Here is a 23,366-nt window from a genome sequence, read left to right on the forward strand (position 1 = left end):
AACAAACGGATCACCGATGTTCATCATCGCGATTGTGTTTAGTGGTTCGCTGGCTTGGGTTTCTATGGCTCTAGGTTCTGTCGTAGAAGGGCGGCTTTTATCCACTGCATTTTGGCCGAGTTTGTTCTCATTGCTTGGTGGCTTTCTGTTTGGTATTGGCGCGGCAATCAACAGTGGTTGTGGGGTTTCTACAGTGAGTCGGTTAGCTCGCGGCGAAGTGGTTATGTTGGCGACTATATTCGGTTGGTTTGTTGCTTGGTTGGTGTTTGCTCCAGTTTTGCCTTCGGAGTTGAAAGGAGCTAGGTTGGTACTGTCCGACTTTTCTAGATACGTATTCCTTGGAAGTATCTCGCTCACAATTGTGGTGAGTTGTTATTTCATGAATGTGGTAAATCGCAAGTTATGGTTATCAATGTTGGGAATTGGCTTAACGGCAGGTTTTGTATTCCTTTATGAACCACACTGGACACCAAGTGGGTTGTTGAAATCTATAGGGACTTCGCTCTGGCATGGAAGAGCTGAAGCTTGGCCAAGCAGTGAACGTTTTATATTGATGATCTCGCTGTTAGTTGGAATGGTTAGCGCTGCGTTATTTACTGGGTCGTTTTCTTTGAGGTTGAGCTCTATACGTCGATTTGGCAAACACTTAGTTGCGGGGGTGCTTATGGGATTTGGAGCCGTAATGGCCGGTGGCGGGAACGATACTCAGTTGTTAGTGGCGATGCCAGTGCTGTCGTTGGCGGGTGTTTTTTCTGTGTTGAGTATCATTGTTGGCATATATACCGGAGTTAGGTTGATTCAAAGTCGATAGTTAGCGAAAGTACAAGCTAGTGTAAGTTTGCAATTTGAGAAAACAATGAAATACATCGGAATTGATGGCTGCAAGGCGGGTTGGATTGCTTGGATTGTCTCTGGCAATGAGCCACCTGAGTTCAAGGTGGTAAAGACCCTAGATGAGTTGCTTGACGATCTTACGGGAGCAACAACGTTAATCGATATGCCGATTGGTTTTAGCGATTCACAGACTCCGGATAGATTATGCGATAAAGCAGCAAGGCGTTTTCTTACCAGCAAACGTGGCTCTTCCGTTTTTCCTGTTCCGTGCCGAGAGGCGGTTTACCAAACCGATTACATTGCGGCGTGTAATGCCAATGTTGAGCAGCTTGATAAGAAGTTTTCTAAACAGACTTGGGGGATTGTGCCCAAGATCCGCGAGCTTGATGAGCTCATTGAAACTCACCCAAACCTTTCGATCAAGGAATCACATCCAGAGGTGGTGTTTGCAGCATTGAAAGGCGAGCCGCTGACGTTTTCAAAACGAACGCCAGAAGGCAAAGAAGAACGGCTTTCTATTATTCAGCAACTCGCCCCTCAATGGTGTGAAGGCTTGGTGTTGGCCATTTCAAACATTAAACGTAAAGACGTTGCGATAGACGACATCTATGATGCGTTCGTGCTTATGTTAGTTGCCTATTACGCTCCGCAATTATCGACCTTACCAGAGCCTTTTGATGTTGGTGGAGAAGCGGATGTCGACCAGAACGGCCGAGTTCGAGAGATTGTTTATTGGGACAAAACGCGTTAACAAAGCGTGCGCTCAACTTGGCTTAATATGTTATTTTCCAACTCTGCTACTTTTCACTCTTACTATTTTTGAGTCTTTGATATGAAACGTTTTATTGTCGGCTTGCTGGCCACTGTGCTCAGTGCTGCGAGTTATGCCCAAGTTGCCCCTATATCTCAATGGCAATGCGACATGATGAAAAAGAACAATGTCTTGAGTAGTGGTGCGCCCGTTGGTTGTGAGCGACTATCCAAAGTGGATTTCGATTTCGTTAACTTTAAGGGCGAAACGCAGCAGGGGAACATGATTGTGCTTGATGTTGTTGCGCCGGCTGTTGAACAAATCTTTTCAGAGCTTAAACTGCGCAATTTTCCTCTTCATTCCGCTCGTTTAATGCGTGAATTCAGAGGTGACGATAACGCCTCAATGGATGCGAACAACAGCAGTGCGTTTAACGCTCGTCCTATTACAGGCGGAGGAGGTTGGTCGAAACATGCGTATGGTGTGGCAATAGACATCAACCCAGTTCAAAACCCTTTCTTAGAGTTCGATAGCAACGGAAAAATCACGGTAAAGCCTTCACAATCTGCGACAAGCTATGTGAATCGTACTCGTTTTCGCGCGCGTGATGAAATTGAACGTAGTGGCATGGCAGAAGATGTGGTTGAGCTTTTCGCCCATCATGGTTTTATGATCTGGGGAGGGGATTGGAATAGCCCAATCGATACTCAGCATTTTGAGGTCGGTTCAAGAAAATTCGTTAACCAACTGCTTTCTAAACCACAACCTGAAGCCAAGGTGTTATTTGAGCGCTACGTCGAATCTTATCGTCAGTGCTATCTCAAAAATAAAGGTGAGAACGCAGAAAAAGATCGAGCTATCTGTGCAAAGAAAACAGTCGGGACTTTTTAGTGCTATCTTTATCTAGAACCGTTTGTGTTTTAGCAAGTTAAACTCGCTTCAGGTGTGTTTTGAATAGCTAAGGTCAGCGCTCGTCGTTGGCCTTTTTGTATTCATTTCTTCAATAGAACACCGAGCATTAAAAAGGTTATTGGGTATCCATTAGTCAATAATCGATAAGCGAATGCAGCGCAAAGTCATCGGTTTGTCATTGAAAAACTCATAGCGTTAACGTTATGTGAGAACCATTGCTGGTGGGGGAACTCTTCGCTGAAACGCCAGTATTATTAGTGAACTGATCACAACGGACCAACTAATGAAAAAGATACCTTTGGCTCTAACTCTTTTAAGCACTCTACTTTTTTCACAATACACTTTGGCTACAGATACTTCACACACCACTCAAAATCCTACTTACGAACTCGATGGTAAGTCGGTATTAGGTCGCACTGAGAACGTGTACCTATCTAGTGTTCAAGGGCTAAAAGACGTTCCTTTCATTGGTAAAATTGATACCGGTGCAGAAACCACTTCTATGCATGCTGAAGACATTCATGTGAAGAGCTCTAATGCTGACTACCAAAACCTCAAAGACAAAGAGTTGATGGCGGCGTTAACCGAAGACCTGTTGAATAATTCCGATGTTGATTATGATGATTGGGATGGCAGCACCTTTGCAAAATATGAAGCTGTGGTGTCTTTTAAGGTCCAAAACCCACGCACGGGAGATATGGTATTAATCGAAGCGCCTTTAGAGCGTGTCAGCATGATACGCAGCCGCACTAGCAGCACGCCTTTACTTCGTCCTACCGTAAAAATGTCGCTCACCATTGCGGATCAAGAATTAAAAACCGATGTTAACCTGACTGACAGAAGTCACTTCTCTGCGCCAGTATTGATCGGCAAAACCTTCCTTGCAGATAACGCACTGGTGTTTGCGGGTTATGACTACTTGCAAGAGCAAGAGAACGCAACGGTGGTTGGCCGTAAAGAGGTGGTGTCTATCTCGGGAATGGCGATGAATGCGACTTTCTCTTTAAAGAATCGCTACAGCATTTTACATGCAAAAGACATCGACATAGACAAAAAGAACAAAGAAGTGACGTTTGATATGTTCGACAACGATGGTAAGCAGAAAGAGATGACACTACCATTAGTTCGTATGTTAAGCGTGAGTGGTAAAAAGAGACCTCTGGTATATGTACCAGTCCAACTCGATGAAAACACAACCAAAGACGTTCTGGTGTATTTACGTGACCGTTCTAGCAGTGAGTCACAGTTGAGGTTTGGTACAAGCACCGCCAGTGAGCTGTTCATGATTGATACCAATGCTGAGAATATTCTCTCTGAAGGAACTGAGAATTTCAGCGAGGTCGCTAAGAAGACTGAGCCACTGATTATCTCACCGGAAGAAGATATCACATTAGATGGTTTCCCTATGAAGGCTGTTGCTTCATTTACTGTCAATACGCCTTTGTTGAAGGTCGACAGTTTTGAAATGACAGGTAAAGGCAAAGATGCTTCCGTTGAATTTTATCTTACAGATGTAAATGGTGAGAAGCAGAAGGTAATAAAGCCAATTATTAAGAAGCTAAAAGTCGGGGATGATACTCGTCCGGTTGTAAGTGGTGAGTTTTTGGGCGCTGGTAAAGTTCGCCAACAAGAGTTTGCTATCGATGTGCTTAACAGTAATGAGAAAGAGGCCTACTTCATTTTAGGTAAGAAGATGGCGAAAGATGGGGTATATGTGAATACTCGATCTGATTATCTTTTGAAATCGGAGCCTTTGTTTAAAGTGGGGCATATAGAAGTTGTTGAAGTCAACGGCATGAAGTTCCCGGCCAAGTTGGATACTGGCGCAGATGTAAGCTCAATGAATGCAGTCAACATCAAACGATTTAAGAAAGACGGCCAAGACATGGTGAGCTTTACCTATCAAAACAACCAAGGCGATAAGCAAGACTTCACTAAGCCAGTGATTGATGTGATGCGTATTAAAGCCAAAAAAGGCGAAAAGGTGAACATTCGTCCTGTAGTCGAAATGAAGGTTAAGTTAGGTGACTTAGAGAAAGAGGTGAGGGTAAACCTTCAAGATCGCTCTCGCTTTGAGTACAGCATGATCCTAGGCAAGAACTTCTTAAAGCACGGTGCAGTAGTGAGCAGTGATGAAGATTACTTGCTTGGCGATATGGAGTAACATCTAAACTTATCTAAGTTCGTAAGAGAACAGCTCTAAACGGCCACATATTTTAGTAATGGGATGTGTGGTTTTTTATTGAGTGTCTGGTTTTACTATTGATGTGCTAATGGTAACTCATTGTTAGCAATGTAATTTGTCATATTGTGGCAAGTGACATAAAGATAAAAAAAGGGCCAACTCTTTCGAGTTGGCCCTTTCCAAACGTTTGGTGGAGCTGGCGGGAGTTGAACCCGCGTCCAAAAATCATTCATCATTGGTACTACATGCTTAGTCGATCTTTAATTTCACCAGCAACCTGCGAACCGACACGCTAGTTAAAGGCTAACCTGAATTATAATTCGCGCTTTTCCTCTCAGGTGGGAGAATCCGCGCTAGCTAGTTTGGGTTTGATCTCTTATTGGTCCCCGTCTTACGAGCGGAAGCTAGGGTAAGAGAGCTCTGAGCAGGTTATTAAGCTGCTAGTGCGTAGTTTTCGTCGTTTGCGACTATTTTTTTGCGGCTTTTAACGTGGCCAACCGCCCCACGGCATGCACCTCAGACTTCAAAATTCCTGTCGAATCCTAAATCAGCCCCAAGTGTTATTTGCATAGTACCAGAAAAGCTTACCCTGTCTAGCTTTGTGCGTTTAAGTGCTTAAAATTAACGCAAATTACTCTTCATAATTCGTGCTTTATCTCTCGCCCAATCTTTTTCTTTCATATCAGTACGTTTATCGTGCAGCTTTTTACCTTTCGCTACGCCAACTTTAATCTTCGCCCAAGAGCGAGACCAGTAAAGTGCGGTTGCGACAAGTGTCATGCCTTCACGGTTAATACGACCGATAAGGTTATCGAGTTCTTTTCTCGACATTAGTAGTTTACGGATGCGTGTTGGGTTCGCCACGATATGAGTACTCGCTTGAGTGAGCGGAGTGATCGTCATACCACTGATGAATGCTTCGCCGTCTCGGATGTAGACGTAGCTTTCTGCGATATTGGTTTTGCCTTCACGTAGGGATTTTACTTCCCAGCCTTGTAGCTCAAGCCCCGCTTCTATCTCATCATCGATGAAATATTCGTGGCGAGCTTTCTTATTAAGCGCAATGGTATTACTACCGGCTTTTGATTTTGATTTATTCTTTGCCATAATGGCCTCATTATACGGATTGCGCCCTAGTTGGGGAATCCTTTTTATTTGCGCTCTGGCCCAATACAATTAAAATTGCAGTTTGTGTTAATGTAACGCTGTCTTTAACAGGAGTCTATATGCCAAAGGTTACTCGTTCAGCATTAGTGTCGTTTAGTGCCGACCAGATGTTCAGCTTGGTCAATGATGTTGCTCGTTATCACGAGTTTTTGCCAGGGTGTTCTGGTTCACGTGTGATCGAATCTTCAGATTCAACTATGGTGGCTTCGGTTGATGTCTCTAAAGCTGGTATCAGCAAAACATTTACTACGTCGAACCGTTTAGCGGAAGGCGCTGAAATTTTGATGGAGCTGGTGGACGGCCCGTTCAAGAAGCTGCAAGGCGGTTGGTATTTTACTCCGCTTGACGATCAAGCGTGCAAGGTTGAGCTTAAGTTGGAGTTTGAATTTTCTAGCCGAATGATTGAAATGGCTTTTGGTAAGATTTTCAATGAACTGACAAGCAATATGGTCAGTGCTTTTACTCAACGAGCGAAACAGGTTTACTAAGCCATGACTATTGAATCAGATATGATCCACGTAGAAGTTGTGTTCGCGCTTCCGCACGAGCAGCGTGTGTTTACCTTAGTGATAAATAAGAACGCGACCGTTGAAGAGATTATTGCGCAGTCTGGTGTTTTAGAGTTGTATCCAGAAATCGACTTGGCGAAAAATAAAGTTGGCGTATACAGCCGCAACGTTAAGTTAGATGCAACCGTTCGCGATAAAGATCGTATCGAAATCTACCGAGCACTGTTAGCTGATCCAAAAGAGATTCGCCGTAAGCGTGCTGAACAAGCAAAAGCGGCTGCTGCTAAGTCGTAATACCAAACAAATTTAAGTAATAAGAGAGCTCGCCACATTGGCGAGTTTTTTGTGCCTGTTGGTTAGACAACGAAGCTAATTTGTTAGCAGATATTAAAAAGCCTGCTCGTGTGAAGTGAGCAGGCTTTTGCGATTCTTGCTTTGTTGACTGAGAGCTTTGTTGACTGGAAAGCTAGCGAAGGCTTTCGAAGAACTCATCACTGGCTTCAAAATCACCATTGATCGTTACTAGAGTGCCTGTAGCATCAAAGTTCACGACAAGGTTTTTCTGAATAGGGTCGTTATGGCCTTTTTGGTGGTGGTAAATGTAATACCACGTATCTGGGTAGCCATTTTCGATAAGCATAGGTGAGCCCATAACGTAACGAACTTGTGTTTTTGTCATACCAAACTTGAGCTGGTCGACAGCTTCTTGTTCAACATAGTTACCCTGATTGATGTCAATTCGATAAACCAACTTCTCTAGTAGAGAGCAACCGGTCAACATTGTTAGTGCAAGTGGAACTGCAACTAACCACTTTTTAATTCGCATAGTTTGAGATCTTTCTTCGCTAAAATACTGCCTGATAATAAACAAGCTCCAGCAAGAAGTAAAAAGCTCCTTGCGCTTTGAGCTTGTTATGACTGGCAATTTTGAATTAAGTTGCAAAATTGCCAAGAATATTCGGTAAATTATCAGAAAGTTGCCGAATATGTAACCTAAGCTGCGACTAATAATTCTTTTGCGTTGGCAAGCGTCGATTCGGTAATCTGGCTGCCACCAAGCAGTCGAGCAAGCTCTGAGACGCGTTGTTGCTCATCAAGCGTGTGCATTTGAGTCTCAGTCTTACCTGATTTCGTGTTTTTCGCTACAAACAGCTGTTGGTGACCGCAACCGGCAACTTGAGGTAAGTGAGTCACACACATTACTTGTGTCGATTCGCCCAGCTTACGTAGCATTTTTCCGACAACCGCTGCTGTTGGCCCACTGATACCCACATCGACTTCATCGAAAATCAGGCTTGGTGTATCCACTTTTTGCGCTGTGATCACCTGAATCGCTAACGAGATTCGTGATAGCTCACCACCTGAGGCCACTTTAGCAATCGGCTGCATTGGTTGACCTGGGTTGGTCGAAACAATGAAGGTCACGTTATCCATACCCAATGGAGAAGGGTGTGTATTGGTGTTATTCACCTCAATGGCAAACTGCGCTTTTTCCATGCTGAGTTCGTGCATGCTTTGCGTGATCAGCTTGTTTAGCTCTTTTGCGTAACGAGTTCGAGACTTATGAAGCTTCTCTGATTTAGCAACGAACGATTGGTATTGGTTTTCTACCTCGTTTGCTAATTCTTCCAACTTTTCATCAGAGCAATCAAGTGCTTCAACTTGTTGTAGTAAGTCTTGATGGTGCTTATAAAGCTCTTCAGGTAACACGTGGTGTTTACGAGAAATCGACATCACTTTAGAGAAACGCTCTTCAACGTAAGCCATACGACCCGGATCAACATCAATGCTGTCTAGGTATGTTCTTAACTCGTTGTTGGTTTCTTCGATCTGAATAATCGCTTCAGAAAGCAAGTTCGGTAACTCAGCCAATCTTTCATCTAGCTCAGCTAACTGAATTAAGGAGTTATTGGCCGATTGCAGAATACCAAGCGCATTAACTTCTTCACCTTCATAAATAAGTTCGATAGCTTGCTGACAGGTTGTGGCCAGTTCTCCGCTATTGGAGAGGCGCTTATGCTCTTGTTCGAGGTCTTCATATTCTTCCTCCCCAATAGATAGCTCATTTAACTCTTTGATTTGGTATTCAAGAAGTTGTTTTTGAGCTTGGTTTTGCTGGCTATTTTCAAGTAACTCTTTTAAGTGGTTATCGGCTTGTCGCCATGACTGGTAAGCATTACGTGTCGATTTCAATAGGTTCAAGTGGCCTGCATATTGATCAAGCATCGCCATTTGGTAATCACTTTTCATCAACTGGTGATGCGCGTGTTGACCATGGATGTTGATCAGCAGTTGTCCTAGTGATTTCAATTGCGAAAGAGGGACAGGGCTACCGTTGATGAATGCACGAGAACGACCTTCTTTTGAGATGGTTCTGCGCAGGATACACTCACTGCCATCGAGCAATTCGTTGTCTTCTAACCAGCGGGTAGCATGCAGATTGTTCTCAAGTAAAAAAGCGGCACTGACCTCGGTTTTTTCTTCACCTTGTCGAACCATTCCTGCATCGGATCTTCCTCCAAGGCATAAGCCTAAAGCATCGATCGCGATAGATTTACCTGCACCAGTTTCCCCGGTGATTGTTGTCATGCCTTTAGAGAGTTCTAGCTGTAAATACTTAACAATAGCGAAATTATTAACACTTAAATGAGCCAGCATTTTTATTTACCTGTATAACTGAACAATACTGTATATAAGCTCAGTATATACTGTTTCTTTATACAGTAAAGTCGACAGGTGAAAATTTTTTGTGACGGATCTCAGAATTGAGCTTGTCTGTAGATCACTGAAACCACAATAGATTCCCAACTAGGTCGCTCCTTTCTATCGGGAGTGACGGTATAGGGAATTGAAGTGAAGCGAGAGCTGACGGGCTTTTTACTGGCAATAAAAAAGGCTGACGAATGTCGTCAGCCTTTTAAAATCGTTCGCTTTTCACTTAGAACAGCTTACTCGACCAGCCTAGTTTGTTACGTAGAACGTGGTAGTAGTTGTAGTCTTTAGGGTGAATCAGCTTGAGCACATTAGGGCTTTGGTAAATATGGATCTCGTCGCCAGGAGAAACCGGTAGCGAGATTTGACCATCGCAGCTAACTTCCTGTGTACCGCGGTTATCAGGCGATACGATCAACTTGATACGACGCTTTCCATCCACCACAAGTGGGCGGCTTGAAAGGGTGTGCGGGAACATTGGCACTAGTGAGATAGCATTTAGGCTAGATGACAAGATAGGACCGCCGCCAGAAAGCGAGTAGGCGGTAGAACCTGTCGGTGTTGAGACGATCAAGCCATCAGAACGCTGTGAGAACGCAAAGCTGTCATCGATGTACACTTCAAACTCGATCATGTGCGCTACTTGACCTGGGTGAAGTACGGCTTCATTGAGTGCGGCGTTGTGGCTTTTTATTTGGCCATGACGATGAATTTCCGTTTCAAGTAAGAAGCGCTCTTCTTCCATGAACTCACCTTTGAGTACATCGATAAGTGCACTTTGGAAGTTTTCAGGGTTAAGATCGGTTAGGAAGCCAAGGTTTCCTCGGTTCACACCGATGACTGAAATATCGAAACGCGACAATATTCTAGCCGCACCGAGCATATTTCCGTCACCACCCACAACAATTGCGAGATCGGCGCGTTTACCTAACTCAATCAGGCTAGAAAAATGTTCTTGTGGGATATCGTCCAAAATACTGGAGAGCCTATCATCAACAAACACTTGATAACCCTCAGCACTTAACCACTGATAGAGCTCTCTATGAGTCTGAATTGCTTGCTGATCTCGAGGTTTACCAATAATAGCGATGACTTCAAATGGCTTTTTCATAACGTTTCCAAACGAATTAGGCTTGAATCAAAATTCTTCATCCCCATAATAAAGGCAAGTTGAACGTCTATGCGAGTGTTTTATATCAATTTGAGGCGCAAACACGCCTGTCACTGGCATTGAAAACGAATTCTGGAGATATCATGAGCAACGAAGAAAACAAAGTAACCGAAGAAGAACTAGATCAGATCATTGCTGAAGCTGAGAAAGTTGAAGAAGCTGAACTGAATGAAGACGCGGCTGATGAGCAGGAATCAAAAATTGCTCAACTGGAAGCGGCACTGCTTTCTAGTGAATCTAAAGTGAAAGAGCAGCAAGATACTGTTCTTCGCGCGAAAGCTGAAGTTGAAAACATGCGTCGCCGTAGCGAACAAGAAATTGATAAAGCGCGTAAATTCGCTTTGAACAAGTTTGCTGAAGGTCTACTTCCTGTCATCGACAACCTAGAGCGTGCAATGCAAGCGGCAGACGCAGAAAATGAAGTGGTTAAGCCATTGTTTGAAGGTGTTGAGCTAACGCATAAAACATTCGTAGACACTGTTGCTAAGTTTGGTCTTAAAGAGATCAACCCTGAAGGTGAAGTGTTCAACCCTGAATTCCACCAAGCGATGTCTATCCAAGAAAGCCCAGATCACGAATCAAACACGGTTATGTTTGTGATGCAAAAAGGCTATGAACTAAACGGTCGTGTGGTTCGCCCAGCGATGGTTATGGTTGCTAAGTAATGACGTATTACGTTACCAAGTGATTGACTGGCGCATTGACTGACTCAGTCGCGGCGACAAAATAAATCACTGGTTTGCGTAAAATAGAAAAGAGGGGCATAGGCCTCTCTTTTTTTGTGCCTATAACTTGAGACTCCACGTAAATAAGCATCAAAACCACATTAAGAATGTCGTTCTTTTTATTTTATCTAGAACAATGATTTAGAGTTTTGTGTTATGAAACTTGTTGTGATTGAGTGAATGTTTTGATGTCACATTTGTGATGTTTTTGTAAATAAATACTTTTAATTGTTATCTTTGTATGTAAAATCTACTGCCATATAGCGATTTTAGTCGCATATATAACTATAAAAGTACAAATTTTAAACACAACAAACTGGAGAAGAACGATGGATAAATCGCTCTCAAGTAAAATTTTTGTAGGCTTGTTCGCCGGTCTACTTATTGGTACTGCTATTCAGTACCTATTCAGCGGTATTGCTATTTTTGATACGTATCTACTTGGCGCTGCCGAGGGTGCTGGTGGTATGTTCGTATCACTTATCAAGTTGCTGGTAGTTCCTCTTGTATACGTATCTATTGTTTGCGGTATTGTTGAGCTAAAAGATATTCGTTCATTTGGTCGTCTTGGTGGTAAAACCTTTGGTCTTTACATTATTAACACCATCATTGCGATTTCAGCAGCGCTAACGATTGGTCTTATTTTCCAACCGGGTGCTGGTGCGAATCTAGCGGGTACAGTTTCTGAGACAATTGCGCTTACAACAACTGAAACGCCAGATATCTTCTCTCTTGTTGTTAACATCGTTCCTAGCAACCCTGTAGAAGCATTTGCAAGTGGCGACATGCTACAAATCATCTTCATGGCTATTCTGACTGGTCTTGCTATTCAAGCGCTTGATTCTCGTGGTGGTCCAGCTATCAAGACGTTCAAGATGGCTAACGAAATCATGATGAAGCTTATCGGCCTAGTAATGAGCCTTGCGCCATACGGTGTATTTGCTCTGATGATTCAACTGGGCGCAACACTGGATGCAGACACGCTAATGTCAGTTGCTGGCTATGTGGCGCTTGTGGTTGCAATGCTTGTGTTCTGGATTTTCTTCTTCTACCCAATGATGGTTGGTTCATTTACTGGTATTTCTCCAAAGCAGTTCCTACGTGCAACTCGTGAGCAAGTTCTATTCTCACTATCTACGGCAAGTTCGAATGCAACGATTCCAGTAACAATGCGTACTCTTACTGACAAACTAAACGTATCTAAGTCAGTAGCAGGTTTCGGTGTACCACTAGGTGCAACCATGAACATGTCTGGTGTATCTATCTACATCGCACTAGCAACTATGTTTGTAGCAAACGCGTTTGGTCAGCCAATCAACACTGCTGATATCTTCACTCTAGGTCTAACTATCTTGCTACTGTCTATCGGTGCTGGCGGTGTTCCTGGTGGCGGTGTCGTAATGGTAGGTGTTCTATTGCACCAACTAGGTTTGCCACCAGAAGGTCTAGCGATTGTTGCTGCTGTTGACCGTATCTGTGACATGTTCTGTACTTCTTCAAACGTAGTCGGTGATACAGCGGTTAACACTATCGTTGCTAAGTCTGAAAACGAAATTGGCGTTGAAGCTAACGAAGAAGCTGAGCTACAAAAAGCAGAAGCTTAATTCTGAATTAAGACTTGATAATTAAGGGCTGTTGACCTTTCGTGGTTAAGTTTTGTTCGAGATAAAATCGTTTTAGGCGCGGCGAAGAGTATGTAGCCTAGTCATTCTAAGCAAATATTCTTTAACAAAGCATAAAACGATTTTAGCCGAACCCTTCGGGCAGCACTTGTGGTTCATTTCTACTGCGTTATCGGCTTTTCATGTAGGCCAGCTACACGCCAAAGCCTCTTCCTTGTATAAATTTCCCACAAGATGCTGCAAAACCCAGCTCGAAAGGTCAACAGCCCCTGAAGCCCTGCTCAATGAGAGCGGGGCTTTTTTGTTTCAGCTGGTCGATGCTTTGGGCTATCTGTCTTGTGGCTCAAAAGAGGGGCTTGTGTTGGGGCGAAGTCTCATTTTTTCTTTTTACTCGCGTTGAATTGGTCATCAGTTTTCAATATTTAATATAGATCACATATAATAATACAATATTATTTTATTGTTCTGGCAACCTACATTCTGACGACATAAAGGAAACCAAATAATGAAGTTGTCCTACCTTAGCCTACTGACTGCTGGTATTTTAGCAGCGCCTGTCCTTGCTTCTAATCACGATGTTGGTCAACAATTTGATCTTGACCCTGCAAAAGCACCAGCACAAAATTTTGATCTATCTAAATGGAAAATTAACTTGCCTGAGTTAACGACCGAAGGATCTAGAAAAGGCAAAACGCTAGAAATCGGTAAGAAAGAATTGTCGAATGTAGAGACGCCTTACGTTCATCCTCAGTGGTTCTACACCGATGCCGAATCTGGCGCGATGGTATTTGTGGCTCCGAATACGGCACCAACGACACCAAACAGTAAAAACACGCGCAGTGAGCTAAGAGCGATGCTGGCAGACAGCTACTCGGCGCCGAGCAACAACTTCGCGATTTCAAGCCACAAGAATGCAGAAGAATTTGGTTCTATCGGTGGTCAAATGACGGCGACACTTTCTGTTGATCAGGTGAGTACCAGCGGTAGCTACAAAAAAACAGGCGCATTCTCGGTAGTGATTGGCCAAATTCATGGTTCAGACAATGAGCCTCTGAAAATTGTTTACCGTAAATTGCCAGAGCATGAGCATGGTTCGTTAACGTGGAACTATGAATTGAATCCACCGACAGAGATGAAAGATGCGAAGGATGAAAACGGAAAGAAACTTCGTAAAGACATTCGCCATGATGTATTTGGTCAATACAATCTGAAAAAAGGCAGCTCTGACCCTACTGATGGTATCAAGCTAGGTGAAGTGTTCTCATACGATGTGAATATCAAAGACAACATCATGCACTTAACATTTACTAAGAATCCAAACTCAGCCGATCCTATTGTGAAGACGTATGATGTTGATTTGGCTAAGGGTAAATATCAGGGTCATGATATCGACCTTGGTTATGGACAAGACTGGATGTACTTCAAAGCAGGCGCCTACAATCAATGCAACACTAAGAAGTCGAGCTCTGCCTGTGAATGGCGTGGTATGGAAGCGGGTGATTACACTCAAGCGAGCTTCTACCAGTTAGTGCTAAATCAATAACATGGCTGAATCAGCCACTATTTGAATAATATTTAACTGATTAACATCTATTCGAAAAAGACCTTCAACATGAAGGTCTTTTTTATGGAATCAGGAATAGTGTTGAGGTTTCAATATAGCGACAAATGCGAGAGCTTCTCAACATTGGAGCCTTAATTGGCAAGGGATCGGTTACTTTTTACCTTTATGTAAAAAGATACGGGAAAAAATAGATTTTTTTTACTTATTCCCTTGAAAACCAGTTTGCAGCCCTTATCTATGGTGCATACGAAAGCAAATTACATTTGCACTTAAATTTTGTGTATTAGGGTTGAATCCCTGATTACCGCCCCCCACATATGTGGGTATAGCAAAAAACTAATATAGATTATATTTCGGAGATAGCCTGATGGGTCGAATCATTGGTATTGATTTAGGTACTACTAACTCTTGTGTTGCTGTTTTAGACGGCGACAAACCACGCGTACTAGAAAATGCTGAAGGCGAACGCACAACAGCATCGGTAATCGCATACACTGACGGCGAGACGCTAGTTGGTCAACCTGCGAAACGTCAAGCAGTTACTAACCCTCAAAACACGCTATACGCAATTAAGCGTCTAATCGGTCGTCGTTTTGAAGATGAAGAAGTTCAACGCGATATCGAAATCATGCCTTTTAACATTGTTAAAGCTGATAACGGTGATGCATGGGTTGAAGCGCAAGGCCAAAAAATGGCTGCTCCTCAAGTATCTGCTGAAGTTCTTAAGAAAATGAAGAAAACAGCTGAAGACTTCCTAGGCGAAGAAGTAACTGGCGCAGTTGTTACTGTTCCTGCTTACTTCAACGATGCTCAACGTCAAGCAACGAAAGATGCTGGCCGTATCGCTGGTCTAGATGTTAAACGTATCATCAATGAACCAACTGCTGCTGCTCTGGCTTACGGCCTAGACAAGCAAGGTGGTGATCGCACTATCGCTGTATACGACCTTGGTGGTGGTACATTCGATATCTCTATCATCGAAATCGATGAAGTAGAAGGCGAGAAGACTTTCGAAGTTCTTTCAACTAACGGTGATACTCACCTTGGTGGTGAAGATTTCGATAACCGCATGATCAACTACCTAGTAGATGAGTTCAAGAAAGAGCAAGGTATCGACCTTAAAGCTGATCCACTAGCAATGCAGCGTGTTAAAGAAGCAGCAGAAAAAGCGAAAATCGAGCTTTCTTCTACTACTCAAACTGACGTAAACCTACCTTACGTTACTGCTGATGCGACTGGTCCTAAGCACATGAACATCAAAGTGACTCGTGCGAAGCTTGAGTCTCTAGTTGAAGACCTAGTTCAACGTTCTCTTGAGCCACTAAAAGTTGCTCTAGCAGATGCTGACCTATCTGTAGGCGAAATCACTGACGTTATCCTAGTTGGTGGTCAGACTCGTATGCCTATGGTTCAAGCTAAAGTAACTGAATTCTTCGGTAAAGAGCCACGTAAAGACGTGAACCCAGACGAAGCTGTTGCAATGGGTGCTGCTGTTCAAGGTGGTGTACTAGCTGGTGAAGTTAAAGACGTTCTTCTTCTAGACGTTACTCCTCTATCTTTCGGTATCGAAACGATGGGCGGCGTAATGACTAAGCTTATCGAGAAAAACACAACTATCCCTACTAAAGCGGATCAAGTGTTCTCTACAGCTGAAGACAACCAAAGCGCAGTAACTATCCACGTTCTTCAAGGTGAGCGTAAGCAAGCGACTTACAACAAGTCTCTTGGTCAGTTCAACCTAGAAGGTATCCAACCAGCACCACGTGGCATGCCACAAGTTGAAGTAACATTCGACCTAGATGCTGATGGTATCCTGAACGTATCTGCTAAAGATAAAGCGACAGGTAAAGAGCAGAAGATCACTATCCAAGCATCAGGCGGTTTGTCTGAGGAAGAGATCGAAGCAATGGTTCAAGAAGCAGAAGCTAACAAAGAAGCTGACAAGAAGTTCGAAGAGCTAGTAACTGCACGTAACCAAGCTGACCAAATGATTCACGGCACTAAGAAGCAAGTAGAAGAAGCTGGTGAAGCTCTACCTGCAGACGAGAAAGCTAAAATCGAAGCGGCTATCACGGCACTAGAAGAAGTTAAGTCTGGTAACGACAAAGAAGCTATCGACGCTAAAGTTCAAGAACTTATGCAAGCAGCTCAAAAGCTAATGGAAATTGCTCAACAGAAAGCTCAAGCTGAACAAGCTGGTGCTGACGCTGGTGAACAACCTAAGCAAGACGACGATGTGGTAGACGCAGAGTTTGAAGAAGTTAAAGACGACAAAAAATAATTTTTCGTCGCTATAACACGTGATTTCTGCGTCGAAGGTACTCACTTACACCTGTAAGCTCCGTGCCTTCTCCTTGAACTAACGTGTTTTAGCTTAGAAAAAATCGTTTTTCGATTTCTAAATATACGGGCGTCAGAGGTAACTCTCACGCCCGTAAATTTGTATTTAGACTTGTCGATCTAGATAATAGCTTTATTCGGCGTTTCAGCCGGCAGAACTTTTATCTAGATTGATACACAGACTATTGAAGTGATCATTCGGTAGTAGCAATTATTTTGGTGACCTAGAACATGTCAAAACGTGATTTTTACGAAGTATTAGGCGTAAGCCGCGATGCATCAGAGCGCGATATTAAAAAAGCGTACAAACGCTTAGCGATGAAATTCCACCCGGACCGTAACCAGGGTGACGAAACCGCAGCAGATAAGTTTAAAGAAGTAAAAGTAGCGTACGAGATCCTAACCGATTCTCAAAAGAAAGCAGCTTACGACCAATACGGTCACGCAGCCTTTGAACAAGGTGGCATGGGCGGCGGCGGCGGTTTCGGCGGCGGTGGCCAAGGTGACTTCGGCGATATCTTCGGTGACGTATTTGGCGACATCTTCGGCGGCGGTCGTCGTGGTGGCGGTCAACAGCGTGCACAACGCGGTTCAGATCTACGTTACAACATGGAACTTTCTCTAGAAGAAGCAGTTCGTGGCGTTTCTAAAGAGATTGAAGTTCCGACTCTTGTAGAGTGTGATACTTGTGACGGCAGCGGCGCGAAAGCGGGTTCTTCTGCACAAACGTGTGGCACTTGTCATGGCCACGGCCAAGTGCAAATGCGCCAAGGTTTCTTTGCGGTTCAACAGACTTGTCCTACTTGTAATGGTAAAGGCAAGATCATCAAAGACCCATGTAACTCATGTCATGGTCAAGGTCGCAAACAAAAAACGAAAACACTTAACGTTAAGATCCCTGCTGGTGTTGATACTGGCGATCGTATTCGTCTATCAGGCGAAGGCGAAGCGGGAGAGCAAGGCGCTCCAGCTGGCGACTTGTACGTACAAGTACACGTAAAAGAACACAATATCTTTGAGCGTGACGGCAACAACCTTTACTGTGAAGTACCAGTAAGCTTCTCTATGGCTGCTCTAGGTGGTGAAGTTGAAGTTCCAACACTGGATGGTCGTGTAAACCTTAAAGTGCCAGAAGAAACACAAACGGGCCGTATGTTCCGTATGCGTGGCAAAGGCGTGAAAGGCGTTCGTGGCGGCGGTGTGGGTGACCTAATTGTTAAGCTAGTGGTAGAAACACCAGTTAAGCTAAGCTCTCGTCAAAAAGAACTACTGCGTGAATTCGAAGAAACATGTTGTGGCGAAGCGGCAAGCAAGCACAAGCCAAAGTCTGAAGGTTTCTTCAGCGGCGTTAAAAACTTCTTCGATGACCTAACTAAGTAATCCCTTACTTAGCGACTTAGGTTGTTGATATCTTAAGTTATTGATACTTTAAATTTTTGATAACATTAGAAAAGCCTGCTCATGTAGCAGGCTTTTTTGTGTCTGTAGATTAGAGAACAGAAGTTTATCGAGGAAAGAACTGAGGTTGCACAGGTAAGCTCTAGTTTCCTTACGGGGTTATCTTGCTACTTCCAACACGCTTCTGGCTCTGAGATACCTGAATGATGCAACTCCAAAATATCGGTCGTTGAATCTAAGCAATCATCGTTTGTTTGTGGTGAAAGTGGCTCAGCCTGAATCGAATAGGTGGTGCTGCTAGCCGAAACTGCTAGCGTGTAGCGACTGGTATCCGTATCGCAAAACAAACATGTCCCTCCGGAAATAATACGATCAGCGGCCGATGCGTAGTTTCCCGTATACAGGGTCTCCATCTCCAGTTGAATCTTGGTCATGTCGGCCATTGCGGTGACTCGATGCGCTTTGATTACATGGTTTGTATAACTTGGATAGGCAATGGCACCGAGTATCCCCACGATGGCGATAGCGATCAATAATTCGATCAATGTCATTCCTTTAATGCTTAACTTGTTGTTGTTGCATATATTTCTTCGAATCATCGCGAGTAGTTTCCTTTCATAACTCTGTCTATTTTTCTTCGGTGGTAGCATCGGCGCAAGATTAAATATGGTTACGCATCAGATTACATAGGAATTTGGGAAATGACTCGCGGGTTTACTTTATTAGAGCTGTTAATAACGGTATCGGTTTTATCGATACTGATAGCGACGGCTGCCCCGAGTTTTAGTTCGGTGACTCAAACCGTCAAGATGCAGCGACTCGCGAGTGAGTTGAATGGTTTTTTAATTCAAGCTAAGTCGGAATCGGTGAAAAGGAATCAAGATCTTTGGGTACATTTCTCTATGGATAAAAATGAAGAGCAATCTACAGGGGAGTGGAGTCTGCTGTTGAAGCCGACCGAAGATCTCTCTGGCGAAACGCTGGTGATGCTATCGGGGCAACCGTTTCGAGATGTCTCGTTTTCTCATAACTACACAGGTGCAAGAATTAGTTTTGAGAGTGTTAGAGGACGGCCAGCTAGGGGAACGATTTATCTTTCTCCAAACACAGCGTCCACAGACCGATTGTTGGTTAAATTATCCAGCCCCCCAGGGCGAATTAAGGTGTGTGGTGAGTCGAGTGCGCAGTATGGCTATTATGCGTGTTAAGCCGATAGTAGCAGCGCCGAGCAAGCAACAAGGCACATCATTGATTGAGTTAATGGTGGCGTCCGTTATTGGCGTATTCGCGATTTCGATTATCGGGAGTGTGTTCATCACCGGGCAGCGAATTGCCAAAGATAAGGGTATTGAATTATTACTGCTGCAAAACCTAACCAGTACCATGCAGGTGATGAAAGAAGATATTCAACGAGCGGGCTACGATGGATCTAATGGTTATTCAATCAAGTTATCTGGCGCGAGTGACACCATTCAAGTCAGTGGCGGTGTGGCGGTGGGTTTTGTTTATTTCCGAGAAGGGTCGAGTAGCGATAAAGATCATCGACATATCGTTTACCGCAAGGATGGGACTCGGCTACAAATATGTGAAAAAGGTACGCTTGTTGGCGAGGAGCTTCTTTCTTTCAATGAAGTCACCGGATGTTATTCGCTGTTTGATGACAGCCTGATCGAGGTGGACGCATTTAGCGTTGATGCTCATCTATTAGAGCAGAACTCTATTAAGACCACGTTCACTGATATCAATATCACAGCTTCAATTCCAACCGCAGGTGTTTCCAAATCGCTTTCGGTCTCCGTAAAGCAAAGGAACTGGCAATGATGATATTTAAAAAGCAGCGCGGTGTGGTGACCTTGTTGGTAACATCGGTTCTTTTAGTTGGAGCTTTGGTGGTGACGCTAGGTACGTATCGCAGTGTTTTCCATCAAATTAAAGTCGCACAGAATGAAGTGCAGGGCAGACAAGAACATTGGCGCTCGGAAGGGGGCTTAGAGTGTACCTACTCCTACTTACTTGAATTAGACAAGACAATTACTGATATCAAAGACGCGAGTGTTCGTCCTGAAGATTTTTTTGATTGGTGTTCTCCTTACGAAAATAAACCGCAGATCGAAATCTCGGATAGTGCGATTTCTAGCGCTTACATCGTAGCGTCATCCTCAAACGCACAGTTTCTTTTTAAGACAATAAGAGAAAGATCTCAGTTCGGCAGTGGGGCGATTCAGTCGACGGGGCCTATTGAGCTGATTGGTACTTTAAGCTTGAAGCCGACAGCAAAAGAAGACCCAATCAGCGGCAATGAATATGAGTGCGTCAGCGTCTCTTTTGCTGATCTATTCACCTATCAATATGACACAACACATAGTAATTCAGGGCAGTCATTGGGGTTAGAGGTGCTAGATCCTAGTGTTGATGGTCCATTTTCTGGCTTTGATGGTATATGTCATAGTGACTATAAAACGGCGATCCCGAAAGGTACTTCCGGTAGTACTCATTCGATTTATGCCCCCGATTATTATCAAGGCACGAATCCAGCGCCTTTCCAAAAAGACTTTAATCCTGATCCCAATATGAATCCCTTTTACACCTTTTTTGGTGTCGCTAAAACCGATCAAAATATTGTCGACCTATCACAAGATACGGATTTGTTTAAGCATGTTCAGTTATTGAATGCGACTGAGTGCGGCACAGAGATCATGGACCACTTTACGGCCGGGCAAACTAAGGGGTTGTGGATTGAAGGCAATTGTCATATTAATGCTGCGGTTGCGGCCACAATCAATTCATCACAGCTTTTGGTTGTGCAAGATGGTGTGTTGGCACTGAATGGAGCCATGGCTTACAACGGAGTGATTTATCATTTGGTCGATTATCAAAAGAGCCATGTAAAAAATCGAGTCGATGGTTTCTGGAATTCGCTCGCTGCTAATAACGTATTTGCGCCTTTTATCAAAGACATTGGTGACGCCAGTGTCGTTAAAAAAAGTGTAGGGATTCAGTTTGCATCTGGTTTGCCTTCTGGTGGCCTTATTTTTGACTCACCTGCTGGTGTGACGACTATTGTTGGTGACATGGACTTAGATTTTCGTGCGGATTCTAATCCGATTGATCCGCCTTCAACTTATCAGTGGAAGCGAGGTTCATGGAATGATTTCTAAGAACTCAGGTTTTAGCTTGATAGAGGTTCTTATCTCTTTCCTGTTGATTGGAGTTGCTTCACTAGGGTTGGTTAAATTGCAGGTGTATGCTGAACAAAAATCGGATTTTGCGATCCACAGCGTAGAGGCGCTGCATTTTGCTGAAAGGCAGATGGAGTATTATCGAACTCGGGCGTCTAGTGTGAGTGGGGCGGTCGGGCTCATTCCTTTTTCGGAACTAAATGAGGCGAACCATTGTCTCAACATAGCAAGTTCAGATCCTTTATCCGGTTTGTCGGGTTCTGCCTATGCAATGACCTGTGAGGTGACTAATGCAGGCGGTGCTTTGTCTGGTGCTCTGAAAAACATTACTGTCACAATTGCATGGCAAGATCGAATGAACCACGCACAAAGTATTTACCTCGAAACTATGCTCTCCAAGTACAGTGAGTTTGATTGACTCTCAAGTAAACGTTTACTGTATGCCAAGGCTCATGCCACTCCTTTTACTGATAATTTTCACTTCTCGGACATTGTTTGCGTGCTAGTTAAAACTCTGTATATGGAATGGTGTTTTTTGTGTTTTTATATTGTTGTGGTTGTATGGTATTTTTGCAAAATATGTCTCCATTTATGGAAAATTAGGTGGAATCTTGTGCTTTTTGATAGCGACTTTAATAGAATATGTGCTGCACCAATAGGCCATGGTCCAAACTTATATTAGGCCTAAACAAAACAACATCACATATGGAGTTACCATGAGTAACCAAGCCGTAAAAAAAGCACCATCGACTGAGAAGATCAGTGGGATGGACCGCTTTCTAAACTTCATTGAACGCGCCGGCAACAAAATTCCAGACCCAGCAATCCTGTTCTTCTGGGCTCTAGTTATTGTATGGGTAGCATCTGCACTTTTATCGAATCTTTCATTCGACTTAATCAACCCTCAAACGGGTGCTGCTCTTGAAGTAAACAACCTACTAACTGGTGAAGCGCTTGCTAGCTTCCTAGCGAATATGGTTACCACGTTCACAGGCTTCGCACCGTTAGGCATCGTACTTGTTGCTATGCTAGGTGTTGGCGTTGCTGACTCTTCAGGCTTCATTACGACTGGCCTTAAGAAGATGCTTAACTTCACGCCAGCTAAACTACTAACGCCAATGCTAATCTTGGTTGCTATCGTGTCTCACACAGCAGCTGATGCAGGTTACGTTCTAGTAATTCCTCTTGGCGGTATCATCTTCCACGCTGCGGGTCGTCACCCTCTAGCAGGTATTGCAGCAGCGTTTGCGGGTGTATCAGGTGGTTTCTCAGCAAACTTCATTCCTTCAGGTATTGATCCGCTACTAGCAGGTTTCACTCAAACAGCGGCAAACGTTCTTGACCCTGCATACGTGGTTAACCCTCTAGCGAACATCTTCTTTACTGGTCTATCTTCAGTTCTAATCGTTGCTATCGGTTGGTACGTAACAGAGAAAGTTATCGAGCCTCGTCTTGCTAACACTCCTGTTGATGAAGATGCAGAACAAGCACCTGATCTAGGTACGTTCACGGCGATTGAATCTAAAGCATTCAAATTTGCTGGTTGGGCAATGGTTGCGGGTATTGGTCTGCTTATCGCAGCTTTGGTTCCTGAAAACTCAGCACTTCGTTCGCCTGAAGGTGAGCTAACAGCGTTCTCAGCACCAGTGATGAAGTCTATCGTTCCTCTGATCTTCATCCTGTTTATTATCCCGGGTATCGTCTACGGCCGTGTAGCGGGTACTTTCAAGAATAGTAATGATGTTATCAAAGCAATGTCTGAGACTATGGCAACGATGGGCGCATACATTGTAATGTCGTTCTTCTGTGCTCAGTTCCTATCTGCATTTGCTCAATCAAACATCGGTACTATGCTGGCACTTTACGGTGCTGAAGGTTTGAAAGCGATGGACCTTCCAGGTGAAGCAACGGTTGTTGGTATGATTCTACTAACGGCTGCAGTTAACCTTCTTGTTGGTTCAGCTTCTGCTAAGTGGGCACTGATTGGTCCTATCCTAGTTCCTATGCTAATGGTTGTGGGTATCTCTCCAGAGCTATCTCAAGCGGCTTACCGTGTAGGCGATTCAGTGTCTAACATCATCTCTCCACTAATGGTGTTCTTCCCACTGGTTGTTGTTTACTGTCAACGTTACGTTAAGTCGACAGGTATCGGTACTCTAGCTTCTCTAATGATGCCATTCTCGATTGCTATGCTAATCGGTTGGTCTATCTTCTTGCTAGCTTACTGGGCTCTTGGTATCCCACTAGGTATCCAAGCACCTTACACTTACACAATGTAAGATTGAACTAAGCAAAAT

Annotated in this window: 21 protein-coding genes and 1 other RNA gene; 16 read left to right on the forward strand and 6 right to left on the reverse strand. The window is 43.8% G+C overall.

Annotation, left to right across the window (positions count from 1 at the left end; genetic code table 11):
* Positions 1–16: 16 nt before the first annotated feature.
* From ITG09_03740 to ITG09_03755, 4 genes are all read left to right on the forward strand, one after another.
* Entirely contained in the window at positions 17–811 is a 795-nt protein-coding gene (locus ITG09_03740; GenBank protein ID UPR52769.1) for a YeeE/YedE family protein, read from the forward strand.
* Positions 812–856: 45 nt separating this feature from the next.
* Positions 857–1,585: a DUF429 domain-containing protein gene (locus ITG09_03745; GenBank protein UPR52770.1), complete on the forward strand. Its 729-nt coding sequence runs from the start codon at positions 857–859 to the stop codon at positions 1,583–1,585.
* Positions 1,586–1,666: 81 nt separating this feature from the next.
* Positions 1,667–2,476, forward strand: a complete 810-nt coding sequence (locus ITG09_03750) for a M15 family metallopeptidase (GenBank protein ID UPR52771.1) — start codon at positions 1,667–1,669, stop codon at positions 2,474–2,476.
* Positions 2,477–2,780: 304 nt separating this feature from the next.
* Complete coding sequence (locus ITG09_03755) at positions 2,781–4,661, forward strand: ATP-dependent zinc protease (GenBank protein UPR52772.1); 1,881 nt, start codon at positions 2,781–2,783, stop codon at positions 4,659–4,661.
* Between the two features lie 209 nt (positions 4,662–4,870).
* On the opposite strand, the gene ssrA is transcribed toward ITG09_03755, so the two are convergent.
* Both ssrA and smpB read right to left on the reverse strand, forming a co-directional pair.
* Positions 4,871–5,237: a transfer-messenger RNA gene (gene ssrA / locus ITG09_03760) on the reverse strand.
* Positions 5,238–5,303: 66 nt separating this feature from the next.
* A complete protein-coding gene (gene smpB, locus ITG09_03765; protein ID UPR52773.1) occupies positions 5,304–5,789 on the reverse strand; it encodes an SsrA-binding protein SmpB in 486 nt (161 codons plus the stop codon).
* Positions 5,790–5,908: 119 nt separating this feature from the next.
* Between smpB and ITG09_03770 the strand changes: the two genes are divergently transcribed.
* On the forward strand, positions 5,909–6,337 hold the full coding sequence (locus ITG09_03770; protein UPR52774.1) for a ubiquinone-binding protein: 429 nt from the start codon (positions 5,909–5,911) through the stop codon (positions 6,335–6,337).
* Between the two features lie 3 nt (positions 6,338–6,340).
* Positions 6,341–6,652, forward strand: coding sequence for an RnfH family protein (locus tag ITG09_03775; protein ID UPR52775.1), 312 nt, complete (start codon positions 6,341–6,343; stop codon positions 6,650–6,652).
* 172 nt (positions 6,653–6,824) lie between these two features.
* Here ITG09_03775 and bamE read toward each other — a convergent pair whose 3' ends face one another.
* The 3 genes from bamE to nadK form a co-directional block, all read right to left on the reverse strand.
* Positions 6,825–7,184, reverse strand: a complete 360-nt coding sequence (bamE, locus tag ITG09_03780) for an outer membrane protein assembly factor BamE (protein UPR52776.1) — start codon at positions 7,182–7,184, stop codon at positions 6,825–6,827.
* A gap of 167 nt (positions 7,185–7,351) precedes the next feature.
* Complete coding sequence (gene recN, locus ITG09_03785; protein UPR52777.1) at positions 7,352–9,016, reverse strand: DNA repair protein RecN; 1,665 nt, start codon at positions 9,014–9,016, stop codon at positions 7,352–7,354.
* A gap of 280 nt (positions 9,017–9,296) precedes the next feature.
* Positions 9,297–10,181 carry an NAD(+) kinase gene (gene nadK, locus ITG09_03790; protein ID UPR52778.1) on the reverse strand — a complete coding sequence of 295 codons (885 nt, stop codon included), beginning with the start codon at positions 10,179–10,181 and terminating at the stop codon, positions 9,297–9,299.
* Between the two features lie 143 nt (positions 10,182–10,324).
* On the opposite strand from nadK, the gene grpE reads away from it, so the two are divergent.
* The 5 genes from grpE (at position 10,325) to dnaJ (ending at position 17,872) form a co-directional block, all read left to right on the forward strand.
* Complete coding sequence (gene grpE, locus ITG09_03795; GenBank protein ID UPR52779.1) at positions 10,325–10,906, forward strand: nucleotide exchange factor GrpE; 582 nt, start codon at positions 10,325–10,327, stop codon at positions 10,904–10,906.
* 389 nt (positions 10,907–11,295) lie between these two features.
* Positions 11,296–12,570 carry a dicarboxylate/amino acid:cation symporter gene (locus tag ITG09_03800; GenBank protein UPR52780.1) on the forward strand — a complete coding sequence of 425 codons (1,275 nt, stop codon included), beginning with the start codon at positions 11,296–11,298 and terminating at the stop codon, positions 12,568–12,570.
* A gap of 523 nt (positions 12,571–13,093) precedes the next feature.
* The gene (locus tag ITG09_03805) at positions 13,094–14,131 is read left to right on the forward strand and encodes a polysaccharide lyase family 7 protein (GenBank protein ID UPR52781.1); all 1,038 of its coding nucleotides are present in this window, start codon (positions 13,094–13,096) and stop codon (positions 14,129–14,131) included.
* 388 nt (positions 14,132–14,519) lie between these two features.
* The gene (gene dnaK, locus ITG09_03810; protein UPR52782.1) at positions 14,520–16,433 is read left to right on the forward strand and encodes a molecular chaperone DnaK; all 1,914 of its coding nucleotides are present in this window, start codon (positions 14,520–14,522) and stop codon (positions 16,431–16,433) included.
* A gap of 290 nt (positions 16,434–16,723) precedes the next feature.
* Complete coding sequence (gene dnaJ, locus ITG09_03815; GenBank protein UPR52783.1) at positions 16,724–17,872, forward strand: molecular chaperone DnaJ; 1,149 nt, start codon at positions 16,724–16,726, stop codon at positions 17,870–17,872.
* A 185-nt stretch (positions 17,873–18,057) separates the two neighbouring features.
* Here dnaJ and ITG09_03820 read toward each other — a convergent pair whose 3' ends face one another.
* On the reverse strand, positions 18,058–18,489 hold the full coding sequence (locus ITG09_03820; protein ID UPR52784.1) for a prepilin-type N-terminal cleavage/methylation domain-containing protein: 432 nt from the start codon (positions 18,487–18,489) through the stop codon (positions 18,058–18,060).
* Positions 18,490–18,591: 102 nt separating this feature from the next.
* On the opposite strand from ITG09_03820, the gene ITG09_03825 reads away from it, so the two are divergent.
* From ITG09_03825 to ITG09_03845, 5 genes are all read left to right on the forward strand, one after another.
* Positions 18,592–19,098, forward strand: a complete 507-nt coding sequence (locus ITG09_03825) for a GspH/FimT family pseudopilin (protein ID UPR52785.1) — start codon at positions 18,592–18,594, stop codon at positions 19,096–19,098.
* The gene (locus tag ITG09_03830) at positions 19,079–19,711 is read left to right on the forward strand and encodes a pilus assembly protein PilW (GenBank protein ID UPR52786.1); all 633 of its coding nucleotides are present in this window, start codon (positions 19,079–19,081) and stop codon (positions 19,709–19,711) included. Before ITG09_03825 ends, ITG09_03830 begins: the two co-directional genes overlap by 20 nt.
* A complete protein-coding gene (locus tag ITG09_03835) occupies positions 19,708–21,048 on the forward strand; it encodes a hypothetical protein (GenBank protein UPR52787.1) in 1,341 nt (446 codons plus the stop codon). Before ITG09_03830 ends, ITG09_03835 begins: the two co-directional genes overlap by 4 nt.
* Complete coding sequence (locus ITG09_03840) at positions 21,038–21,487, forward strand: prepilin-type N-terminal cleavage/methylation domain-containing protein (protein ID UPR52788.1); 450 nt, start codon at positions 21,038–21,040, stop codon at positions 21,485–21,487. Before ITG09_03835 ends, ITG09_03840 begins: the two co-directional genes overlap by 11 nt.
* 298 nt (positions 21,488–21,785) lie before the next feature.
* Positions 21,786–23,348: an AbgT family transporter gene (locus tag ITG09_03845; GenBank protein UPR52789.1), complete on the forward strand. Its 1,563-nt coding sequence runs from the start codon at positions 21,786–21,788 to the stop codon at positions 23,346–23,348.
* Positions 23,349–23,366 lie beyond the last annotated feature (18 nt).

The organism is Vibrio cyclitrophicus, from assembly GCA_023206055.1.
Taxonomy (GTDB): domain Bacteria; phylum Pseudomonadota; class Gammaproteobacteria; order Enterobacterales; family Vibrionaceae; genus Vibrio; species Vibrio cyclitrophicus_A.